The following is a 16448-nucleotide window of genomic DNA, read 5'->3' on the forward strand; positions in this document are numbered from 1 at the left end:
GTGGTTACGTTCTCGCATGTCGGTTATCTCTTGTAACCGTCAGAATCATGCGGCAGCATGGATCGACATGGAAGACGGCACTTTGAAGTCACCTGGTTACGTCGACAGCACCACCACCGACGCCGACTTCGACGTCCGCCACTGGGACGCCCGCGAGGGCTGCGAGGTCAGGCAGATCCTCGACCGCGTCGCCGACAAGTGGTCACTGCTGGTCATCGCCATGCTCGACTGCGAAAGCCTGCGCTTCTCCCAGCTCCGCCGCGAGATCGACGGCGTCAGCCAGCGCATGCTCAGCGTGACCCTGCGCAAGCTCGAACGCGACGGCCTGGTCAGCCGCACCGTCCACCCGGTGGTGCCGCCCCGGGTCGACTACGCGCTCACGCCGCTCGGCCGCACCCTGCACGAGACCATCAAGGCCCTGGTGACCTGGACCGAGACCCACCAGCAGGAGATCGCCGAAGCGCGTGCGGCCTACGACGCGAGGCACGGGATGATGGAGGCATGACGGTTCCAGAAGTCGAGGCACGCGATGTCCCAGAAGGCGCCTACCTGCTCGACGTGCGCGAGCAGAACGAATGGGACGCGGGCCACGCCCCCGAGGCGGTCCACATCCCGATGACGCAGATCCAGGCCCGCGTCGAGGAGGTCCCCGCCGACCGCCAGGTCTACGTCGTCTGCCGGGTGGGCGGCCGGTCGTTCCAGGTCGCCGCCTGGCTCAACCAGATCGGCCGCGACGCGGTCAACGTCGACGGCGGCATGCAGGCATGGGCTCACGACAAGCGCCCCATGGTCAGCGAAACAGGACAGACTCCCTTCGTAGCCTGAAAACTGGCATAATGCGCGGCGGAAAATTACACAACGCGGGAGCTCGGGGCGTACCGGGCTGAGAGGGTGACCGAAGCCGTCGCCGACCGCATGAACCTGTCCGGATGGTGCCGTCAGGGGCGGGTGCCGAGCTGCGTTGCAGGTCAAGGGCCACCCGCGCGGGTGCAGATGGCCCTTTCGTCGGCCGTACAGCTACGAAGTACAGCAGTAGGCGCCGTGAGGGCCGTTTTGAGCCCTAGCTCGGCCGTTCCGCTTCCACGGGTCCCGCCGCGCCGTCAAGGACGCCACCGAGCCTTCTGAGCGCTTCGCAGGTGGCTTCGTCTGTCGCGTCCGTGTAGACCTCCATGGTCATCTTGATGTTGCTGTGGCGAAGAATCCGCATGGCGACCCGCGGGTGTACGTCCAACGCGGCCAGCAGCGTGGCGCACGTGCCGCGGGTCCCATGGACAGTGATTCGGCGTATGCCCGCTCTGGCAATGCGGGCGTCGAACCGGCCGTTGAACTTGGTGGGGTCGAGGGCCTTGCCCGAGGGCGAGGTGAAGACCAAGCCCGACTCCTGCCAACGCTCGCCGGCCTCCTCCCGGTCGCGGTCCTGTTGCTGCTTTCGGAGTCGGAGGGCGGCGGTGCAGATTCCCGGCAGGGGTAGCGGCGCCTCGGAGTCTTCGGTCTTGACGACCCGTCGCAGGAGTTGGGCGCGGACCCGTTGGAGTTGCTCGCCAACGTAGAGTTCGCCGGCGTCCAGGTCCACATACTTCCAGTCGAGCCCAAGCACCTCACCCTTACGGAGCCCGAGGACGAGAATGAGCACGTACACGGCATAGAGCGGGTCGCTCTCATTCCGCGCGCTCTCCAGGAATTGCCGGGCTTCGTCCACCGACCACGCCTTGGCCTTGCGCCTTCGCAGGGCCGGCAGTCGCAGCGAGGCAGCGACGTTCTTCGTGATGAGTTCGTCGGTGATCGCGTTGGAGAGCAGGCTTCGGAGGATCTTAACCGCCTTCTGGACGGTGCTCTCGCTGAGCGTTTGGCCGCAGCACTGGCCGATGGCGCAGCAGTGCCGGCGGCGCTTCGGGTTCCAGTGCTTCTCCGGGCGGCGCGCGTCTCTGCCCTGGGCGCAGCACTGGCAAGCAGCGCGGAGTTTGTTCACCCATTCGCGCACGTCGCGCACCGTGAGCTTGTCCAGGCGCTTGGCTCCCAGGTGGGGGAGGATGTAGAGCCGCAGGTACGTCTCGTACGTCACCACGGCCAACGGCGCATAGTTCGGCTCTATGACCACCTCCTTGAGCCAATAGGCGGCACGCAGTTGGAGCGTGGGGACCTTCGTGGCTACCGACCCGCGCCGCGATTCGTTCTGTAGCCGGATGTACTTCTCGTGCACCTCTTCGCGGGACTTGCCGTACGCCCACTTCTTGGTCTTCTCACCAGCCGGTGTTGTGACCCAGACGTAGGCAGCCCATCCATTGCGGTAGGGGAAGATCGAGCCTTCCCCGTTGGCGCGCGTTCGCTTACGCGTCATTGAGCGGCTTCCTCCTCCAAGAGGGCGATGTACTCACGGATGGCAGAGGGCGGGATGAGCCTGGCGCGGCCCTGTCGGACGGACCGCAGACGGCCGGTACGGAGCTGTTCGTAGATGACTGTGCGGCTCATCCGCAGCATTCGCATGGCGTCGGGGATGCGGTAGAGCTCCAGGTCGTCGACGGGCCGGTGTAGGGCATTCGCGATGGCAACGGTCATGATGGTGATGCCTCTCTGAAGGGGTGCGGCCCTGCCGGTTTCTGCTTTGCCGGCGCTTCCGGCGGGGTCGCTTCAGGTCTCGGTGTCGGGAGACATGGGCACTTCGGGAGGGGAAGCCGTACCAGCCGTACCAGCCTCGTTTTGCCTGGTCAGGGCCGGTACGGCTTTTTCGGTGGTACGGCTTAAGCCGTACCAGGGATGCAAGCCTCATCGCTTTGACCTGCGATGTTGAGGCTGGTACGGCTGGTACGGCTCCCCTTGCCGAAGGGGAGGACTTCGCCGTTCTCGGGCGGCTCCACGTCGGGGCAGTAGCGCGCCCAGGCGTCGATGAAGTCGTCGCGTTGGTAGCCCTTGGCCTGCCCGATCGGGGCGGGAAACCGGATGGTGGCAGAGCGGATCTCGTACTCGCGCAGGATGACTCCGAGCTTCATGGCAGTGAGCCCGTTGGGGCCGTAGTCGGCCCAGGGCGCTTCGGGGTCGGCCTTGAGCCGTTCCAGCAGGGTCGCGGTGGGCAGAGCGGTGTCGGTGCGGAACGCGGTGCGGCAGTCGGTGAGGAGCCGGACACGGCTGGATGGCTGGTTGTTGTCGTCGGCTTCGGCGGTGAGGGCGAGGACGGCGGCGCGGGCGCGGTCGGGCCAGTGCCCGCCGGCGTGGTCGGCCACGGCGACGAGAGGTTCCCAGGTGTCGGCGGCGCGGTCTTCCACCGGCATGGCGGGTTCGGACTGTTCCAAGATGGCGAGGTCGGCGCGGAGCCAGGTGCGCAGCTCGGCGGCCAGCTGGCGTAGGGCGGGCCGGTCGCGTTTGTGGCGGTAGGGCGAGACGGTTTCGCCGGGGGCGCGGCGGCGCATGCGGATGACGACGGCGCGGTCTTCGATGGTGTCGGGCATGGCTCCGATGCCGGCGAGTGCGGCCATGGCGAAGGTGGGGATGCTCTCTACGCGGTGGGTGTTGGCGTCGTAGCGTTTGGCGGGCCGGTTGCGCTGGTGTCCGGCGTTGAGTAGCCCGCGTAGGTCTTCGTTGCCGTCGGATTTGGGGCCGAAGATGGTGTCGGCCTCATCCACGAGCATGGTGGGCGGGTCGTCGCTGATGGAGCGGTAGACGGCGGCGCTGCTGCTGTTGACGGTGATGAACGGCTCGTGACAGGTGGCCTCCACCACGTCCAGCAGCCGGGATTTGCCGCAGCGCTTCTCCGGAGCGCGGATGACCAGCCGCGGGGCGTGTGCCCAGGCGGGTTGCGCGTGGGTGGCGGCGATCCACAGCACGACGGCGTTGGCCGCCTCGGGACTCGGCAGGATGACGTATCGGGTGAGCGCGGCCAGCAGAGCGTCCAGCAGGGTCGCGCCGTGGGTGATGGGTTGGTTCACGAGATCAGTGCTCCCAGTGCGGTTATGCGGCGACGGTGCGGGGCCGTTGGGCGCCCGCGCGTAGGCCGGATGCGATGGTGGCTCGGGCTTCGGCCGGTGGTAGTCCGGCGTCGCCCCCTCCCTGTTCCAGCAGGGTTGTCACCTCGTGCTGGTCGAGCGCGCCGCCGGCCACGAGTTGGCCCAGGGCGATGGCTGCCAGGTAGAGCGCGCCGTTGCGCTGGCCTATCGGGGCGGTGGTGACGCGCTGGAGTTCGCGGGTGAGCGCGGCGTGCAGGTAGGCGCCGCGCCGCCCGTCCGGCAGCGTGAGGTGGACGGGCTGCGGGGCGGGTCGTCCGGCGGGTAGAAGCTGCTGGAACAGGAAAGGGGGGAGCGGGGCCGGGGTGGTGTTGTGCAGTACCTCGTAGGTTCCGGTGCCGTCCGGCAGGTCCACGTAGCTGCCGGGTCCGAGCACGTAGCCACCGTGGGCGCGGGTGTCGATCAGCCAGCCCAGCCCGCCGCGGTCGCCTTCGGTGTTGCGCAGCTCGGGGCCGTCGGGGGCGGCGTAGTAGAGGTGGGTGCCGCCGCGCCTGGTGCGAACCGTGAACGTCTCGAACGGCAGGGGTTGGCCGGCGCGTTCGCACAGCAGTGCCAGGACGTCGGCGCCTTCGTTGACGCCGGGGAGGTCCCAGGGGGGCGGGGGGCGAAGCCCCTCCATTCCGGGTTTCGGCTTGTCCAGGTCCACCACCACCAGACCGGACGGGCCGCACGCGATGCCGACGTTGTACGGCGCTCGCGCCCACCAACGGCGGATCAGATCAGGGTCGGTGGTGGCGTTGGCCTCCCAGTCGGTGAAGCCCTTGACCGGGGGCTTATCGCCAATGGCGGCCGGGAAGACGTGCCAGCCGCGGGCGGCGGCGGCCAAGGCGTAGCGGGTGCGGTCGTTCATGCCGCCTCCTTCTGCGGGTGGCTGAGCAGGGCGTGAGCGATGGCTTGGCCGATGTGCTGGGTGTAGGCGGGCGGGATGGCTTCGGCGATCTCACGGCGGACGTCGGTCCAGCCGATGCCCATGGCGGTCTGCCAGTCGGTGATGGAGCCCTTGCCGCCGCCGTCGCCATAGACGGCGACCATGTCGCCCTCGTAGAAGCGACCATGCCGCCAGCCGCGCACGCGGTGACCGTGGTGGGTCGGGTGATCAGGCTGTGGGATGGTCAGGCCGTGCAGCTCGAACTGTCGGTGCCGGAAGACCTTCAGGTCGAACATCAGCCCGCACAGCAGCAGGTCCCGCCGCATCCGGGCTTGTCCCATGGGCTGTTCGATCAGCCACGGGCGGCCGGTGGCCATCAGCGCGTCGCGGACGACGGCCAGCATGCTGCGGTGCAGGTGCCGACGGTCCTGGTTGGTGCCGGCGGTCAGAGTGCAGTCGGCTTGGCAGGGAGGGCTGACGTGGATGAGGTCGTATTCGTGGCCGTGGGCGCGGATGAAGGCGACGGCGTCGCCCTGGTGGAAGGTGAACGGGTAGTTGGGCTGTGGAGCGATGTCCACGCCGGTGACGTCGAATCCGGCCCGGTGGTAGCCCATGGCGGCTCCGCCGGCACAACAGCAGGCATCCAAGACACGCAGACCGTAGGTCATGATGGGTTCACCTCGTGCTCCTTGCGGGTGTCGGGGTGGCAGGGCGCGGCCACTGTTCTTGGCGGAGTGGAGGCCGCGCCCGGCTCGTTAGCGGCGGTCAGCGCGTCGTGGGCAGACACGCGGGATAGGCCATGGTGGGCCGTCGGGTGCAGGCGCGGATCTGGGCGGGTGTGGCGGACCGCCCGAAGGCTTGCGCGCGGTTGGCGATGCCGATCATCAGGACCTGGTCGTTCTTGGTGCCCATGACGAGTCCGGCGCGGTCGGTCTTGGACACGGGCGGCGGCGGTGGGTTGCCGCAGGCGGTGGTGGTCAGGGTGGCGGCCAGGGCGTAGCGCAGTCGCGCGGGCGGGGTCATGCGATCTCCTCAACGGTGAGGCTGGTGGTAGGCGTCGTTTCCGTCGGCGAGAACGCGTCCGGGATGGGTGGAGCCGTCGTGTGCGCCGGGGGAAGCGACGTATCGTTCCTGCGAACTCGACCCGTCGTGTCCAGCTGCAGGCGACGTGTCGTTTGGGGCCTGCTGCGACGCGTCGGGCGTGGCCATGGGCGACGGGTTCGGTGTGCGGGCGAAGGCTGCCCATGCGCGGGAGACGGCGCCGGAGCCGGGGAACAGGTCGTCGAAGGTGTCGCCGGGGGCGGCGCCGAGCAGCTCGAACAGCCAGCGGCAGAAGGCGGCGGGTTTGGCGCCGATGACCCTGTCAGGCAGGGTGGTCATTGCTGACACACCGTGCACGAGGGAGTCCACTCGTCGCGTACCTGGTCGCCGCGACGGGTCGGAGAGGCGGCCTCCGGTGTAGATGACGGGCTCCCAGGCGTTCAGCGGCCATCGGCTTGCGGTGGGACGTTCGCCGCGGTGCCAGGCGGCGACGCGCACGCCGGGCGGGCACAGCGCCAGGACGGAGGGCAGGGCGGCGGCGGAGGTGGACAGCGCCCAACCGTCGTAAGGGGTCAGGCGGCGGATCAGTGCGGCGTGGTCCACTTCGCCGGCGTAGTCGCGGTGCCCGCGATACAGCCGGGCGTTGCCGGGATAGGGCGGGTCGGCGTAGGCCAGCCGTAGCGGGCGGCCGGGATCGACGCTTCGCGGGGAGCTGCCCACGGTTCGGGTGAAGCGGTGCCGGGCCTGACGGCAGCGCACCGAACAGCACACGGCGTCTCGCCGGGCACGGGCTGGGATAGGAGCGCGGCACCAGGCGCACAGCCGTCGCGTGTCGGCGTGCTCGTGGGTGGGTGATGCGTCGGGTGCCACCGTGGTGGAACGCGACGCGTCGTGTGGTGCGGCCGTGGTACGCGACGCGTCGCCTCCTCCGGCGGAGGCGACGCGTAGGGTCGCGCCGGTGGCACGCGACGCTTCAAGCATGGTGGAGCGGTCCTTTCCGTTGGTTGTGGCTGGCGAGCTGGTCAGCTCGTTGGAGGCAGGCACGCGGGGTAGGCCATGGTGGGCCGTCGGGTGCAGGCCCGGATTTGGGCGGGTGTGGCGGATCGCTCGAAGGTTTCCGCGCGGTTGGCGATGCCGATCATCAGGACTTGGTCGTTCTTGGTGCCCATGACGAGTCCGGCGCGGTCGGTCTTGGACGCGGGAGGAGGCGGTGGGTTGCCGCATGCAGTGGTAGTCAGGGTGGCGGCCAGGAACACGGCTGCGAGCAGGGTGGACATCATGTGGGGCTCCCTTGTCGATGTGGTGGGGCCGGGTTAGCGGATGTTGAGCAGGCGGGCACCGAGGCGGGTCTTACGGCCGGTGCCGGTGCAGGTGGGGCAGTAGCCGAAGGAGTGCGCGAACAGGCGGCTACGACGCTCACCGGTGCCCTGGCAGGGGCGGCATTCGGTGTAGGGGTGGCGCTTGAGGCTGACCCGGTAGGAGGCCACGAGGATGAGCGTGGTCATCGCCAGGGCGGTCAGGCAGACGGCGATCGTCGCGAGCGTGGTGAAGATGGATGGAGTGGTCATCGCTGGTCCTGGTGGCTGTAGGGCTCGGCGTACCGACGGCCGAGGCTGGTAAGGGCGATTCGGTGGTCGGCGGGGGTGATCTCGATGTGTCCGAGGGCTTCAAGCTCGGTCAGGGTGTCGGGGTCGACGCCGGCGTCGTGCTGGAGCGTGGCGAGTGGGAGGGGGCCGTGGGCGCGCAGGTGATGCAGGGCGCGGTAGGGAGCGGCAAGTCGGTCAGCGGTGGTCTTGCCTGCTTTGGTCAGGTGGATGCGGAGCAGAGGGTTGTCAGCGGTCTGCATGCTGATCGGGTAGTTCTGCTGTGTCTTGTGGAGTCGGCCGGTGATGTATCGGAGGTCGGCCAGCAGCGCCAGGTCGGCGCGGTCGGCGCCGGTGTGCGTGCGGAGCTGCGTGGCTCGGAAGCCGACGCGGGTGGCGGTAGCGCTGTAGGTGGCCAGGTAGCGCAGGACGCGCCATCCGGTCGAGGGCAGTCGCAGTGGGTTCACGTTCAGGTTGCCCTTCCAGGTAGAGGGTGGGCAGGCTCGTGCGCACGGCTGCGCGTGGGATGCATCCGCGAAACTTTTTGATCTTGAATGGAGGGGGCCACGAGGGGGCCACGCCTCGGTGCAGTGGGGGGCCACGCAGGGGCCACAGAGGGGGCCACAGAGGGGGCCACAGAGGGGGCCACGGTGGGGGCCACGCGCCGTGGCCCCTGCTCTGAGCTGTAACTCTCTCCCCCAGCCCCCGCCCGTGGCCCCGCGAAGGGGGGCCACGAGATCTTGCGGGTCAGGGCAGTTCGGGCCGGGTCTCCATCAGGTAGCGCTGCCGGTCGTCGTCGTAGGCGCCGATGATGCCGGCCTCTGACAGCCGCTTCATCTGCTTCTGGAACCAGGCACGGGAGATGTCGGTGGTCTCCCACAACACCTTGAAGTCGCCGGTGCCGACGTCGCGGGCGCCGTCGTCCCACAGCTCGTGCAGGCGGTCCATGAGGGCCGCGCCGCGCTGTTCCGGGGTCATCTTGTGCTCGGGCGGGGCGAAGGTCAGCGGCGGTTCCCCTTCGGGGAAGTCGGTGATCTCGTCGTCCAGGCTGACGGTCACTTCGGGGTCGGGGTCGTCGGTGTTCAGGTACTCGCCTGCGACGTTGCGCACCTCCTCTTCGTCGTCGGGGTCGTCGTCGGCCGGATCGGCGGGGGCGCTGTCGTGGCTGGCAGGGAGCGGGGCGGGGGTGGCCAGCGCGCTGGCGGCCAGCCGGGACAGCCCGGCGGTCATGGGGTCGATCTGCTTGTGGATGGCGGGGAAGGCGGCGGCATGGGCGCGCATTTGCTCGTTGGCGCGTTCGTCGTCGAAGGCGCCGGTGGCGCTCATCCCCCAGGCGTAGGTTCGCATCGGCATCGTGATCCGGTCATCGGGAATGGACGGGGCATCGAGGTAGGCCATGCCGGGCTGCTTGTTGCTCCACAGCTCGGGGCGGCAGCCGGCGTCTTCCTGGGCCTCGGACAGGCCGAAGGTGGCATCGGCGGCCGAGTCGACGCCGAAGCACATCTTGGCCAGCTGGCCGCGGGCGATGGTGGGCATCTGGGTCCAGTCGCTGCGCTGCAACGACAGCACCACGGTGCCGCCCGCGCTGCGGATTGCCTTGATCAGTGACAGGAACTGCTCTTGCTGCTTGTCGGTCAGGGCGTCGTAGATGTCGGGGAACTCCTCCAGCCACAGCACCCAGTAGGTGAGCCCGCACCCTTCGGCCCACTTCTGCAGGCCCTTGGCCGACAGCAGGTCGGTGCGTGGCTTGATGTTGGCCTGCATCTCCGTCAGCAGGTCCTTGGCGCCTTCCTTGGTGGTCTCCAGCCGGTGCAGGGCGGCCTTGAGCGGGCCGAGGGTCTGCTCTCCCTTGGTGATGTCGATGGCGAACACGGCCACGTCCCGGCGGGTGACGATCTCTCCCAGCAGGTTCCAGGCGCCGCCGATGGACTTGCCGGCGCCGGTCTTGCCCATGATCTGTACGTGGTGGCCGACGATGACGTAGGCGACTTCGTCCAGGTCCTGCCACAGGCCGGGGCGTACCGGTTCAGCGATGGAAGCGCCGACGCGGGAGGGGCCGGGCCAGGGAATGGGCTGCTTCATCACCCGCGGATCGGAGATGACCACCTTGGCCTTGCTCGCGTCGTCGGGGTCGACGCTGGTCACGATGGAGCCGGGCGGCAGCCCGATCCCCGATTCGACGTAGGGCACCTTCTTTTGCAGGTCGTCGGCGATCTGGCGGCCTTCGGCGAGCTGGACTTCGCCGGTCACCTTGTGCGCGGATGCCTGGATGGTGCGGGCCTGCACCGAAGCCATGCCGGCCTTCTCGGCGCCGCGGCCGAACAGGAAGCCCAGCGGGTCGGCCACCGCGCCGTTGACGTCGATCTGCTTGGAGCGGATGACGGTGCGGATGTTGAACGACAGCGCGAACGCGACCCCGCCGATCAGGATCAACCGGCCGGTGACGGTGCTGGCGGGGCCGTTGATGGTGGCCGCGCACACCCACAGCCCGCCCGCGAGGGTGGTCAGCGTGGTGTGTGCCCGTCCGGTCAGGCTGCGGGCGTGCGACTGACGCCAGGTCAGCGCGGTCAGCACCAGCACGCACGTGATGATGAGCGCGGTGGTCCAGGCGATCGTCTGCGGGTCGTCGCTGGCCAGGGTGAAGTGGAAGGCGGCGCCGAGGCCGAACAGCAGCACGCCGACCAGCCAGGGCGGGAAGTACAGCAGCGCCTTGGACACCTCGCGGGTGGCCACCTGCTCCCACGATGAGGAGTCCGGGACCGCGGGCAGCGTCGCGGGCGTCGGCGGGGTGGTGGTCGTGCGGGCCATCAGGCTTCCTCCTTCCAGTTGAACTCCGGACGTCGGTTCTCGGGCTTGGCCGGAGGCAGCACCTCAACGAACTCCTTGCGGAACTGGGCGTGGAACTTCACCAGCTCCACCCCGGCGCCGCGCTGGAGCTCGGCGGCGCGCTTGAGCCGCTTGACCACGCGGCGGGCGCGGCGGCGCACGTCCGGGGCGCCGAAGACGCTCAGCACCGGGTGACCCTTGAAACTGCGGATCAGCACCGCGTACAGCTCATCGGAGCCGAGAGCGAACTCTTCACCGAGGTCACGGGCCAGGTTGCGGCCGACCTGGGCGTAGCGGGTGATCGCGGACGGGCCTTGCCACGGGATCGACGACAGCTCAGGAATGCGGTTGCGGCCGGGCTTGGCGGTGTTGTTGTCGGGAGTGCTCACGAAGGGTCTCCTTCAGCAGAAGAGGCATCGTCGTCCCGGTCGGCGGCATCGGTGGACCGGGCAGAGGACCGGGTTTCGCGTATGGCCTGGCGCAGCAGGGCGGCCAGATAGACCAGGCGGCGGGTGCCGAGCATGGCGGCCAGCAGCGCATCCAGCGCGCCGAACAGCAGTGCGGCGGATGCCCGTATACGGGTCAGCCGCGGCCAGACCAGCCAGCCGAGCACCGCGCCGGACAGCCACCATCGGCAGCCGTACGCCTCGGAGATCAGCCCGTACACCAGCAGCAGTGCGGCCACCGCCACGACGGTGCGCATCAGCACACCGAAGCGGCGTACGGGGCGGGTGTGCGTGGGGTCGGGGCACGCCGTACGGGGCGGGGCGTCGGTGATGACGTACACGGTGTGCGGTTCGGTCATGATGATCGCCGCCCCCGGTGCCGTGTACGGCCACGTGTACGGGTGCTGCCCGTACGCGTGGCCGTACGGGCGTCGGCCAGATGCGACAGCCGTACGGCCAGCACGGCGAGACAGGCCCGGATCAGCGGGGCGGCCATCAGCCCGGCGGTGCAGCCGGACAGCCACACCGCCACCGAGAGGGGCCACGGTGTCAGCTCAGCAGTCAGCAGTCCGACAGCGGCAGACAGCAGGGCCAGGGGGACCAGGTTCCCGACCAGCAGTTCCAGGAAGGTGCGGCGGCGGCTCACCGGGCCACCTCACTGTCACCGGCGCCGTGGCCGGCGTGCTCGTCAGCGTCTCGGGTGTGGGCGTCGTGGGTGCTGCTGGTCAAGGGCTCAGGTGTGGTCGGCAGGGCATGGGCGGCCAGCGCCCGCGCGTCCCGTACGGCCTTCTCACACCACGAGCGGCGATAGCCGGAACGGGCCTCCAGGTCGTCGTAGTCCGGTTCCCACCGGCTGCCGTCTGCTTCGGCCGTACGGATCTGCCGCGCCAGTTCGGCGACGAAGGCCGTACGGTCTGCACGCTCCGTACGGTCGGGAGTGCGGGCGGGCGTAGCGTCCTGCTTGGCCGTACGGTCAGCCCGTACGGTGGCCAGCGCCACCACTTCCGTACGGGCCGTACGGGCGGCGGCCACCGCACGCGGCGCCGCGCCTGTACCGGCCGTACGCGCCGCGTACGGCGCGCGGTCGGTGTCGTCCACCCGTACGGACTCCTGCCATACCGGCGCCGGGACTTCGGTCGGACGGGAGAAGTCCTCCGTACGGGTCGGGGTTGGGGCAGGTGCCGGTTCGGCCGGCGCGGGCTTGGCATGGGTGTCGTCGCGGGCGCACAGCGCCATCAGGTGAGCCAGCGCGCCGAGCGCCACCGGCGGCACCATGCTGACCGCCACCACCAGCACCCACCGGGAGCTGCCCAGGTGCAGGACACCAGCTTCCAGAGCGTGGTAGATGGCGTTGCCGATGATGGACACCACCACCGCGCCGACCGCGTGGATCAGCGCATGCCGGCGGGTCTCCGCGCTGTACTTGGCGTTGACGGTGATGCGGGTGGCCACCGCGCCGTAGGCGTCCACGCACAAGGGCAGCAGCCACGACAGCGAGATCTCGATGCCGCCGGGCAACGCCAGGGCGGCGTCCCATCCGGCCAGGTGCCCGAGTCCGGCTTGGGCGGTGAAGGAGGCGATGACCGCGGCGGCGGCCACGACGCCGACACCGCCGATCGTCCACCAGTCGCGCCGGGTGATGGTCTTCATGTGACCACCGCCGGGTGAACGGAGTAGTGGAGCACGACGGACTTGCCGCGCAAGTGCTCGGGGATGCGCTCCTTCAGCACGTGCGTCAGCAGCTCCCCGTGGCGCATGCCGACAGGGACGATCAGGTCGTGACTGCTGGTGGACACCTCCCCGTAGGCGGTCTGCACAGTGACAACCACGAACAGGCCGCGGGTGGCCCGCTCGGCGCCCGTGTTGTCGGACGGGGCGTTGCCGACGTTGCCGGCCGGGTTGCTGGTCATGCGGCGCTCCTTTCAGCGCAGTCGTTGCAGGTGCCGATGCGGCGGGCCAGCACGTAGCCCACGTCCCGCGTGCAGGCGGGGCAGGTGCGGCGGGCGGCCAGGGCCTTGCCCAGCGCGTCACGTTGCCGGGCGGTCGGGGTGCGCTTGGGCAGCGCCAATCGGACGTCGTACAGGTAGGCCGCGCGCACCTCACCGCGGGCGCGGTAGCGGCGCGAGGCCCACAGGACCTGTCCCTGCACCTCCTGACCACCGGGGCGAAGCCCTCGCGCGGCCAGCTGGCGCATCGTGAGCAGATGCGGCGGGGCCATCCGCCACGGCCAGGTAGGCAGGCTGTAGCGCTGGCCGGACGGGTCGAAGAAGCGAGCCCGGATGCGGCTCATCGCGTGCCCCCGTCCACGGTTCGCTGCATCTCGGCAAGCTCCTGGTTGACGAGGGCCAGCAGGTCTTCGGCAGCGGCCAGGCGGATGCGCCACTCCTGGCCGACCTGCCGAGCTGCGGCTTCGAGGGCGTTCATCACGCCACCCCCTGCACCGATTCGGGCGACACCGGCGCGGACATCGCTCGGAGCTCTTCGGGCGTCAGCCCCGCCCAGATCCCCGACGCCGGGCGCGCGTCCCGGGCGGAGAACAGGCACGAGGCCCAGACCGGGCATCCCGCGCACACCTCACGGGCCACCTGCTCACGCGCGGCCCGCTCGTCGTCGGGCTCGTCGGTGAAGGCGTCCGGACCGGTGTGCAACTCGGGGTCGAACCGGCATGCGGCCTCATCGGCCAGATGCCGCGGTATCCCCTCGGTCACGGTGGCCAGCAGCGTCAGCGCGGCGTGGCGCTCCGCCGACGGCGGCAGCTGTGACAGGGGCGTGTTGAGGTCGTAGGTCATGATGGTGGTGCTCCTTTGCGAAAGGGAGTCCCAGGGGGCGGCTCGGGTCTTGGCGGAATCGCGCCGCCCCCGTGGGAGATGAATGAGGCAGCGAGCGTCAGTAAGAGCCGTCCTGCTCAGGCATCACCGGCGGCTCTTGCGGCCGTTGGCGCGCAGGGTCCGCGCCAACTCGCGGTCGTACGCCTCTCGGGTGCGCGGGTTCTCCGTGCCCCAGTCCGGCGTCTGGTAGCTGCGCGAAGCGTCCCGGACCAGCCGAGCCTGAGCCTGGTCGTACTTCTTGTCACGGGGAGCCTGTGACATGCTGGATGTCCTCCTTCGTGGAGTTGGGGGCGGCTCGTGTCTTGGCGGATGAGGGCCGCCCCTGAGGGCTGTACGGATCAGCGCTGGCCGACGGGCTTGTCCAAGTCGCGGTGGTGCAAGGTGACCGACAGGCCATCGCGGCGCAGCCGGTTGGCCAGGTGCTGAGCGAAGACCGGGGCGCGGTGTCGGCCCCCAGCGCAGCCGTCGGCCACGGTGACGGGGCCGGCGCTCGGGCCGGACAGGAACGCGGCCACAGCGGCGGCGCTGGCCGCCAGCAGATCGGTGATGCCGGGCGTGCCCAGCACCGTGGTGCGCACCGGCTCGTCGTGGGCGGTCATGTAGCGCAGCTCGGGCGACACGTGCGGGTCCTTGAAGTGGTGCCGCAGGTCGATGGCCAGATGTGCGGGCGGCGGCTCACCGTGCAGGTAGCCGAACGACACGATTTCAACAACGGGCATCTGGCCGGGCCTAGCCGAGGTTGCCGGCGAAGGAGGCCAGAGCGTCAGCCACCGCCATCAGCCCGTTGAAGGCGTGGGTGGTGGCGATCGCGGCCTTGTCGGGCTGTCGCACGACAAACACCAGAGCGAAGCCGATGAGGACGAACAGCAGGAAGCGACGCAGAGGTTTGCGTTCGGAGTACACGAATGATCGTTCCCTTCGGATAGCAGCGAGGCGGAGGTGTACACCGCCACGGCCAGGGACTGGACGAAAGCGAGACAGGCGAAGGCGTTCGCTTGCTCAGGCCGCCTTTTCGGTGCGAGGCGGTAGCGCGGATTCAGTTCTCAAGTGATCAAGTGCCCAGCCCGTCGGCGCGCGGCGTGAGCCGCCTTCCCAGGTCTTCCAGCTGGTCAGAGGTGTGGTGTGCGTAGAAGCTGCTGCGTGACAGCAACTTCTAGCGCTAACTGTAGCGCCAAAAATAGCGCTGTCAATAGCGCAACAACTTAGCTACGCTCGTTTGGGTAAGGGGCTTCTAGATGTGGACTCGGAGGGGCTTGTGGGCGATTGGCGCGCCGTTGCGAAGGTGATCAACGAGCGGTTGACTTCGCTTGGCTGGACGCAGAAGAAGCTGGCGGATGTCTCGCGGGTGTCGACGGCAACGCTTCGGCAGATCCAGCAAGGACAGGACAAGAACCGGCAGCCGGCAGTCCTGACGGCCATCTCTCGTGCGCTTGAGCTGCCGGACGACTACCTTCAGAAGGTGGCCGACACGGGCCGGGAGCCTGCACTCGTGTCCGGGGAGTCCGGCGCCGTTGCAGAGCTCAGGGACGAGCTTGCGGAGCTTCGGGAGCGGGTTGCTGCCATCGAGTCCCGCCTGGAAGCAAGCTCGGGTTGACAGCGCATCTGTGAATGTCCTCACAGCACCTAGATTCACGGTCACACTTGGTGATTGCTAGATGACGGCAAGGACACGGAGGGACACGCGTCATGTCCGGAGAGCCCGGCCAGGGGATCAAGCGACTCGTGCCGAACAACGTGCTCATCGCCAAGCGGCAGGCCAAAGGGTGGAGCCGCAACCGGGTGGCTCGCGAGATGGAGCGTGCTGGGTTGCATCACGGACTCGGCAGCGTGCCGGACCTGGACGCCATCGAGAAGGCTGTCTACCGGCACGAGACCGGGCGGGCGGTCTGCCGTGATCCGCTCTATATGGAGCTGTACTGCCTCGTGTACGGCGCGACATCGCATGAACTGTTCGGCGATATCGGGCAGGCAACCCCCGACGCCGACACCTACGGGGTCCGATCCCACAAGTTCGTGTGTGCATACATCGGGGCCGACAGAGTGGCGGCGCTCGTCGAGCGTGGCGTAGTCAAGCAGGCCGATATGCAACTCGGAGTCGAGTGTCACGCAGGCACAGTCCTACCGTCGCCTGGTGCTTGCCAGCTACGTTTATGGCCATTCGGTGTTGCCGTCTTCCATATCCGCGAAGATGTGAAGTTTCCGAATATCGCAAGCCTCGCGGTCTGGCGCCGTAAGTCGTACGGTCAAAATCTCGACTGGGGTTCCAGGTATCTGTCTGATCTGACCGACGCGGATGTCAAAGCGTCTTACGTGCTCAGCCTTTATTGGCTCCATGAACCAATGTGGTCCGGAGCTGAGCTGGACACGGCAACGCGTATCATGTCCACACCCCGGGTTCTCCTGGAGCGCGATTCGGAAGAGAGTGAGTCTTCGCTCGGCCACGCCGAGCTTGTCGAGCGTGCGCTACTCGCAGAAGGTTTTGACCATGCAGAGATTGTTCCGTTCGGCATCAAAGGAATCTCCATCGGGCACGCGTCGTGGTCGGGAGTTGTCTATTGCCCTCTTGCTCCGCAACGCGCTCTTGCCGAAGATGAGCTTGTGGCGACGGAACTTGCCACGCAGGCGGTTTGGGCGTACTGCGAGCACATCAACAGCCAGATCGAGCAAGGTCGGGACCCGGATGTGCCGGAGCCGTATGGCTGGCGCTTTCTGCGGGGCGTTCGCTCTCGCCTGACCAATGCGCGTCCACAGGAGACCGGTCAGCATCGCTCTATGAGGGCCGCGATACTGGAAACGAGCGGCCTAGTCGATCACCTTACGCAAGCAATTGATGTTCTCCGCGAAACTAGCGAGAGGTAAGA

The 16448-nt window shown here is 68.6% G+C and carries 26 protein-coding genes; 4 read left to right on the forward strand and 22 right to left on the reverse strand.

From position 1 onward, the window contains the following. Positions 1-67 precede the first annotated feature (67 nt). Together KME80_RS00120 and KME80_RS00125 are read left to right on the forward strand one after the other, a co-directional pair. Positions 68-505, forward strand: coding sequence for a winged helix-turn-helix transcriptional regulator (locus KME80_RS00120; protein WP_219498505.1), 438 nt, complete (start codon positions 68-70; stop codon positions 503-505). Then, complete coding sequence (locus KME80_RS00125; RefSeq protein ID WP_219498509.1) at positions 502-825, forward strand: rhodanese-like domain-containing protein; 324 nt, start codon at positions 502-504, stop codon at positions 823-825. The genes KME80_RS00120 and KME80_RS00125 overlap by 4 nt, the downstream gene beginning before the upstream one ends. 235 nt (positions 826-1060) lie before the next feature. On the opposite strand, the gene KME80_RS00130 is transcribed toward KME80_RS00125, so the two are convergent. The 22 genes from KME80_RS00130 to KME80_RS00235 form a co-directional block, all read right to left on the reverse strand. Next, the gene (locus KME80_RS00130; protein ID WP_219498512.1) at positions 1061-2338 is read right to left on the reverse strand and encodes a tyrosine-type recombinase/integrase; all 1278 of its coding nucleotides are present in this window, start codon (positions 2336-2338) and stop codon (positions 1061-1063) included. After that, a complete protein-coding gene (locus KME80_RS00135) occupies positions 2335-2556 on the reverse strand; it encodes a helix-turn-helix domain-containing protein (protein ID WP_219498515.1) in 222 nt (73 codons plus the stop codon). Before KME80_RS00135 ends, KME80_RS00130 begins: the two co-directional genes overlap by 4 nt. Before the next feature lie 182 nt (positions 2557-2738). Beyond that, the gene (locus tag KME80_RS00140) at positions 2739-3920 is read right to left on the reverse strand and encodes a DUF3631 domain-containing protein (protein ID WP_219498517.1); all 1182 of its coding nucleotides are present in this window, start codon (positions 3918-3920) and stop codon (positions 2739-2741) included. Between the two features lie 22 nt (positions 3921-3942). Then, positions 3943-4845, reverse strand: coding sequence for a bifunctional DNA primase/polymerase (locus KME80_RS00145; protein WP_219498519.1), 903 nt, complete (start codon positions 4843-4845; stop codon positions 3943-3945). Next, positions 4842-5531 (reverse strand): class I SAM-dependent methyltransferase, encoded by a 690-nt coding sequence (locus KME80_RS00150; RefSeq protein WP_219498521.1) that lies wholly within the window; start codon positions 5529-5531, stop codon positions 4842-4844. Before KME80_RS00150 ends, KME80_RS00145 begins: the two co-directional genes overlap by 4 nt. Before the next feature lie 97 nt (positions 5532-5628). Beyond that, a complete protein-coding gene (locus KME80_RS00155; RefSeq protein WP_219498524.1) occupies positions 5629-5886 on the reverse strand; it encodes a hypothetical protein in 258 nt (85 codons plus the stop codon). Between the two features lie 9 nt (positions 5887-5895). Then, a complete protein-coding gene (locus KME80_RS00160) occupies positions 5896-6624 on the reverse strand; it encodes a hypothetical protein (RefSeq protein ID WP_219498527.1) in 729 nt (242 codons plus the stop codon). A 302-nt stretch (positions 6625-6926) separates the two neighbouring features. Further along, a complete protein-coding gene (locus tag KME80_RS00165; protein WP_219498530.1) occupies positions 6927-7184 on the reverse strand; it encodes a hypothetical protein in 258 nt (85 codons plus the stop codon). 33 nt (positions 7185-7217) lie between these two features. Beyond that, on the reverse strand, positions 7218-7472 hold the full coding sequence (locus KME80_RS00170) for a hypothetical protein (protein WP_219498533.1): 255 nt from the start codon (positions 7470-7472) through the stop codon (positions 7218-7220). After that, a complete protein-coding gene (locus KME80_RS00175; protein ID WP_219498536.1) occupies positions 7469-7954 on the reverse strand; it encodes a hypothetical protein in 486 nt (161 codons plus the stop codon). Before KME80_RS00175 ends, KME80_RS00170 begins: the two co-directional genes overlap by 4 nt. Positions 7955-8234: 280 nt before the next feature. Next, on the reverse strand, positions 8235-10295 hold the full coding sequence (locus KME80_RS00180) for an ATP-binding protein (protein WP_219498538.1): 2061 nt from the start codon (positions 10293-10295) through the stop codon (positions 8235-8237). After that, positions 10295-10702, reverse strand: a complete 408-nt coding sequence (locus KME80_RS00185; RefSeq protein WP_219498541.1) for a TraA-like protein — start codon at positions 10700-10702, stop codon at positions 10295-10297. Before KME80_RS00185 ends, KME80_RS00180 begins: the two co-directional genes overlap by 1 nt. Further along, entirely contained in the window at positions 10699-11118 is a 420-nt protein-coding gene (locus KME80_RS00190) for a hypothetical protein (protein WP_219498544.1), read from the reverse strand. The genes KME80_RS00185 and KME80_RS00190 overlap by 4 nt, the downstream gene beginning before the upstream one ends. Beyond that, positions 11115-11405, reverse strand: coding sequence for a hypothetical protein (locus KME80_RS00195; protein ID WP_219498547.1), 291 nt, complete (start codon positions 11403-11405; stop codon positions 11115-11117). The genes KME80_RS00190 and KME80_RS00195 overlap by 4 nt, the downstream gene beginning before the upstream one ends. Continuing rightward, positions 11402-12409, reverse strand: a complete 1008-nt coding sequence (locus KME80_RS00200; protein ID WP_219498550.1) for a hypothetical protein — start codon at positions 12407-12409, stop codon at positions 11402-11404. Before KME80_RS00200 ends, KME80_RS00195 begins: the two co-directional genes overlap by 4 nt. Continuing rightward, complete coding sequence (locus KME80_RS00205; protein ID WP_219498553.1) at positions 12406-12669, reverse strand: hypothetical protein; 264 nt, start codon at positions 12667-12669, stop codon at positions 12406-12408. The genes KME80_RS00200 and KME80_RS00205 overlap by 4 nt, the downstream gene beginning before the upstream one ends. Continuing rightward, the gene (locus tag KME80_RS00210) at positions 12666-13049 is read right to left on the reverse strand and encodes an RRQRL motif-containing zinc-binding protein (protein ID WP_219498557.1); all 384 of its coding nucleotides are present in this window, start codon (positions 13047-13049) and stop codon (positions 12666-12668) included. Before KME80_RS00210 ends, KME80_RS00205 begins: the two co-directional genes overlap by 4 nt. Continuing rightward, the gene (locus tag KME80_RS00215) at positions 13046-13183 is read right to left on the reverse strand and encodes a hypothetical protein (RefSeq protein WP_219498560.1); all 138 of its coding nucleotides are present in this window, start codon (positions 13181-13183) and stop codon (positions 13046-13048) included. Before KME80_RS00215 ends, KME80_RS00210 begins: the two co-directional genes overlap by 4 nt. After that, a complete protein-coding gene (locus tag KME80_RS00220; RefSeq protein WP_219498563.1) occupies positions 13183-13548 on the reverse strand; it encodes a WhiB family transcriptional regulator in 366 nt (121 codons plus the stop codon). Before KME80_RS00220 ends, KME80_RS00215 begins: the two co-directional genes overlap by 1 nt. A 123-nt stretch (positions 13549-13671) precedes the next feature. Then, positions 13672-13848 carry a hypothetical protein gene (locus KME80_RS00225; RefSeq protein WP_219498566.1) on the reverse strand — a complete coding sequence of 59 codons (177 nt, stop codon included), beginning with the start codon at positions 13846-13848 and terminating at the stop codon, positions 13672-13674. Positions 13849-13925: 77 nt separating this feature from the next. After that, complete coding sequence (locus tag KME80_RS00230) at positions 13926-14306, reverse strand: RapZ C-terminal domain-containing protein (protein ID WP_219498569.1); 381 nt, start codon at positions 14304-14306, stop codon at positions 13926-13928. Between the two features lie 10 nt (positions 14307-14316). After that, complete coding sequence (locus KME80_RS00235; protein ID WP_219498572.1) at positions 14317-14490, reverse strand: hypothetical protein; 174 nt, start codon at positions 14488-14490, stop codon at positions 14317-14319. Positions 14491-14869: 379 nt separating this feature from the next. Here KME80_RS00235 and KME80_RS00240 point away from each other — a divergent pair, with 379 nt between their 5' ends. Together KME80_RS00240 and KME80_RS00245 are read left to right on the forward strand one after the other, a co-directional pair. Beyond that, positions 14870-15181 carry a helix-turn-helix domain-containing protein gene (locus KME80_RS00240; RefSeq protein ID WP_219498574.1) on the forward strand — a complete coding sequence of 104 codons (312 nt, stop codon included), beginning with the start codon at positions 14870-14872 and terminating at the stop codon, positions 15179-15181. 92 nt (positions 15182-15273) lie between these two features. After that, on the forward strand, positions 15274-16446 hold the full coding sequence (locus KME80_RS00245) for a hypothetical protein (RefSeq protein WP_219498592.1): 1173 nt from the start codon (positions 15274-15276) through the stop codon (positions 16444-16446). Positions 16447-16448: the final 2 nt, after the last annotated feature.

Origin of the sequence: Nonomuraea ceibae (assembly GCF_019396325.1) — a bacterium.
Taxonomy (GTDB): domain Bacteria; phylum Actinomycetota; class Actinomycetes; order Streptosporangiales; family Streptosporangiaceae; genus Nonomuraea; species Nonomuraea ceibae.

Coding starts and splice junctions, on each gene's coding strand:
- KME80_RS00120 (WP_219498505.1), top strand. CDS start 68: ATGGAAGACGGCACTTTGAAGTCACCTGGTTACGTCGACAGCACCACC.
- KME80_RS00125 (WP_219498509.1), top strand. CDS start 502: ATGACGGTTCCAGAAGTCGAGGCACGCGATGTCCCAGAAGGCGCCTAC.
- KME80_RS00130 (WP_219498512.1), bottom strand. CDS start 2,338: ATGACGCGTAAGCGAACGCGCGCCAACGGGGAAGGCTCGATCTTCCCC.
- KME80_RS00135 (WP_219498515.1), bottom strand. CDS start 2,556: ATGACCGTTGCCATCGCGAATGCCCTACACCGGCCCGTCGACGACCTG.
- KME80_RS00145 (WP_219498519.1), bottom strand. CDS start 4,845: ATGAACGACCGCACCCGCTACGCCTTGGCCGCCGCCGCCCGCGGCTGG.
- KME80_RS00150 (WP_219498521.1), bottom strand. CDS start 5,531: ATGACCTACGGTCTGCGTGTCTTGGATGCCTGCTGTTGTGCCGGCGGA.
- KME80_RS00155 (WP_219498524.1), bottom strand. CDS start 5,886: ATGACCCCGCCCGCGCGACTGCGCTACGCCCTGGCCGCCACCCTGACC.
- KME80_RS00165 (WP_219498530.1), bottom strand. CDS start 7,184: ATGATGTCCACCCTGCTCGCAGCCGTGTTCCTGGCCGCCACCCTGACT.
- KME80_RS00170 (WP_219498533.1), bottom strand. CDS start 7,472: ATGACCACTCCATCCATCTTCACCACGCTCGCGACGATCGCCGTCTGC.
- KME80_RS00180 (WP_219498538.1), bottom strand. CDS start 10,295: ATGGCCCGCACGACCACCACCCCGCCGACGCCCGCGACGCTGCCCGCG.
- KME80_RS00190 (WP_219498544.1), bottom strand. CDS start 11,118: ATGACCGAACCGCACACCGTGTACGTCATCACCGACGCCCCGCCCCGT.
- KME80_RS00200 (WP_219498550.1), bottom strand. CDS start 12,409: ATGAAGACCATCACCCGGCGCGACTGGTGGACGATCGGCGGTGTCGGC.
- KME80_RS00205 (WP_219498553.1), bottom strand. CDS start 12,669: ATGACCAGCAACCCGGCCGGCAACGTCGGCAACGCCCCGTCCGACAAC.
- KME80_RS00210 (WP_219498557.1), bottom strand. CDS start 13,049: ATGAGCCGCATCCGGGCTCGCTTCTTCGACCCGTCCGGCCAGCGCTAC.
- KME80_RS00215 (WP_219498560.1), bottom strand. CDS start 13,183: ATGAACGCCCTCGAAGCCGCAGCTCGGCAGGTCGGCCAGGAGTGGCGC.
- KME80_RS00220 (WP_219498563.1), bottom strand. CDS start 13,548: ATGACCTACGACCTCAACACGCCCCTGTCACAGCTGCCGCCGTCGGCG.
- KME80_RS00225 (WP_219498566.1), bottom strand. CDS start 13,848: ATGTCACAGGCTCCCCGTGACAAGAAGTACGACCAGGCTCAGGCTCGG.
- KME80_RS00230 (WP_219498569.1), bottom strand. CDS start 14,306: ATGCCCGTTGTTGAAATCGTGTCGTTCGGCTACCTGCACGGTGAGCCG.
- KME80_RS00245 (WP_219498592.1), top strand. CDS start 15,274: ATGTCCGGAGAGCCCGGCCAGGGGATCAAGCGACTCGTGCCGAACAAC.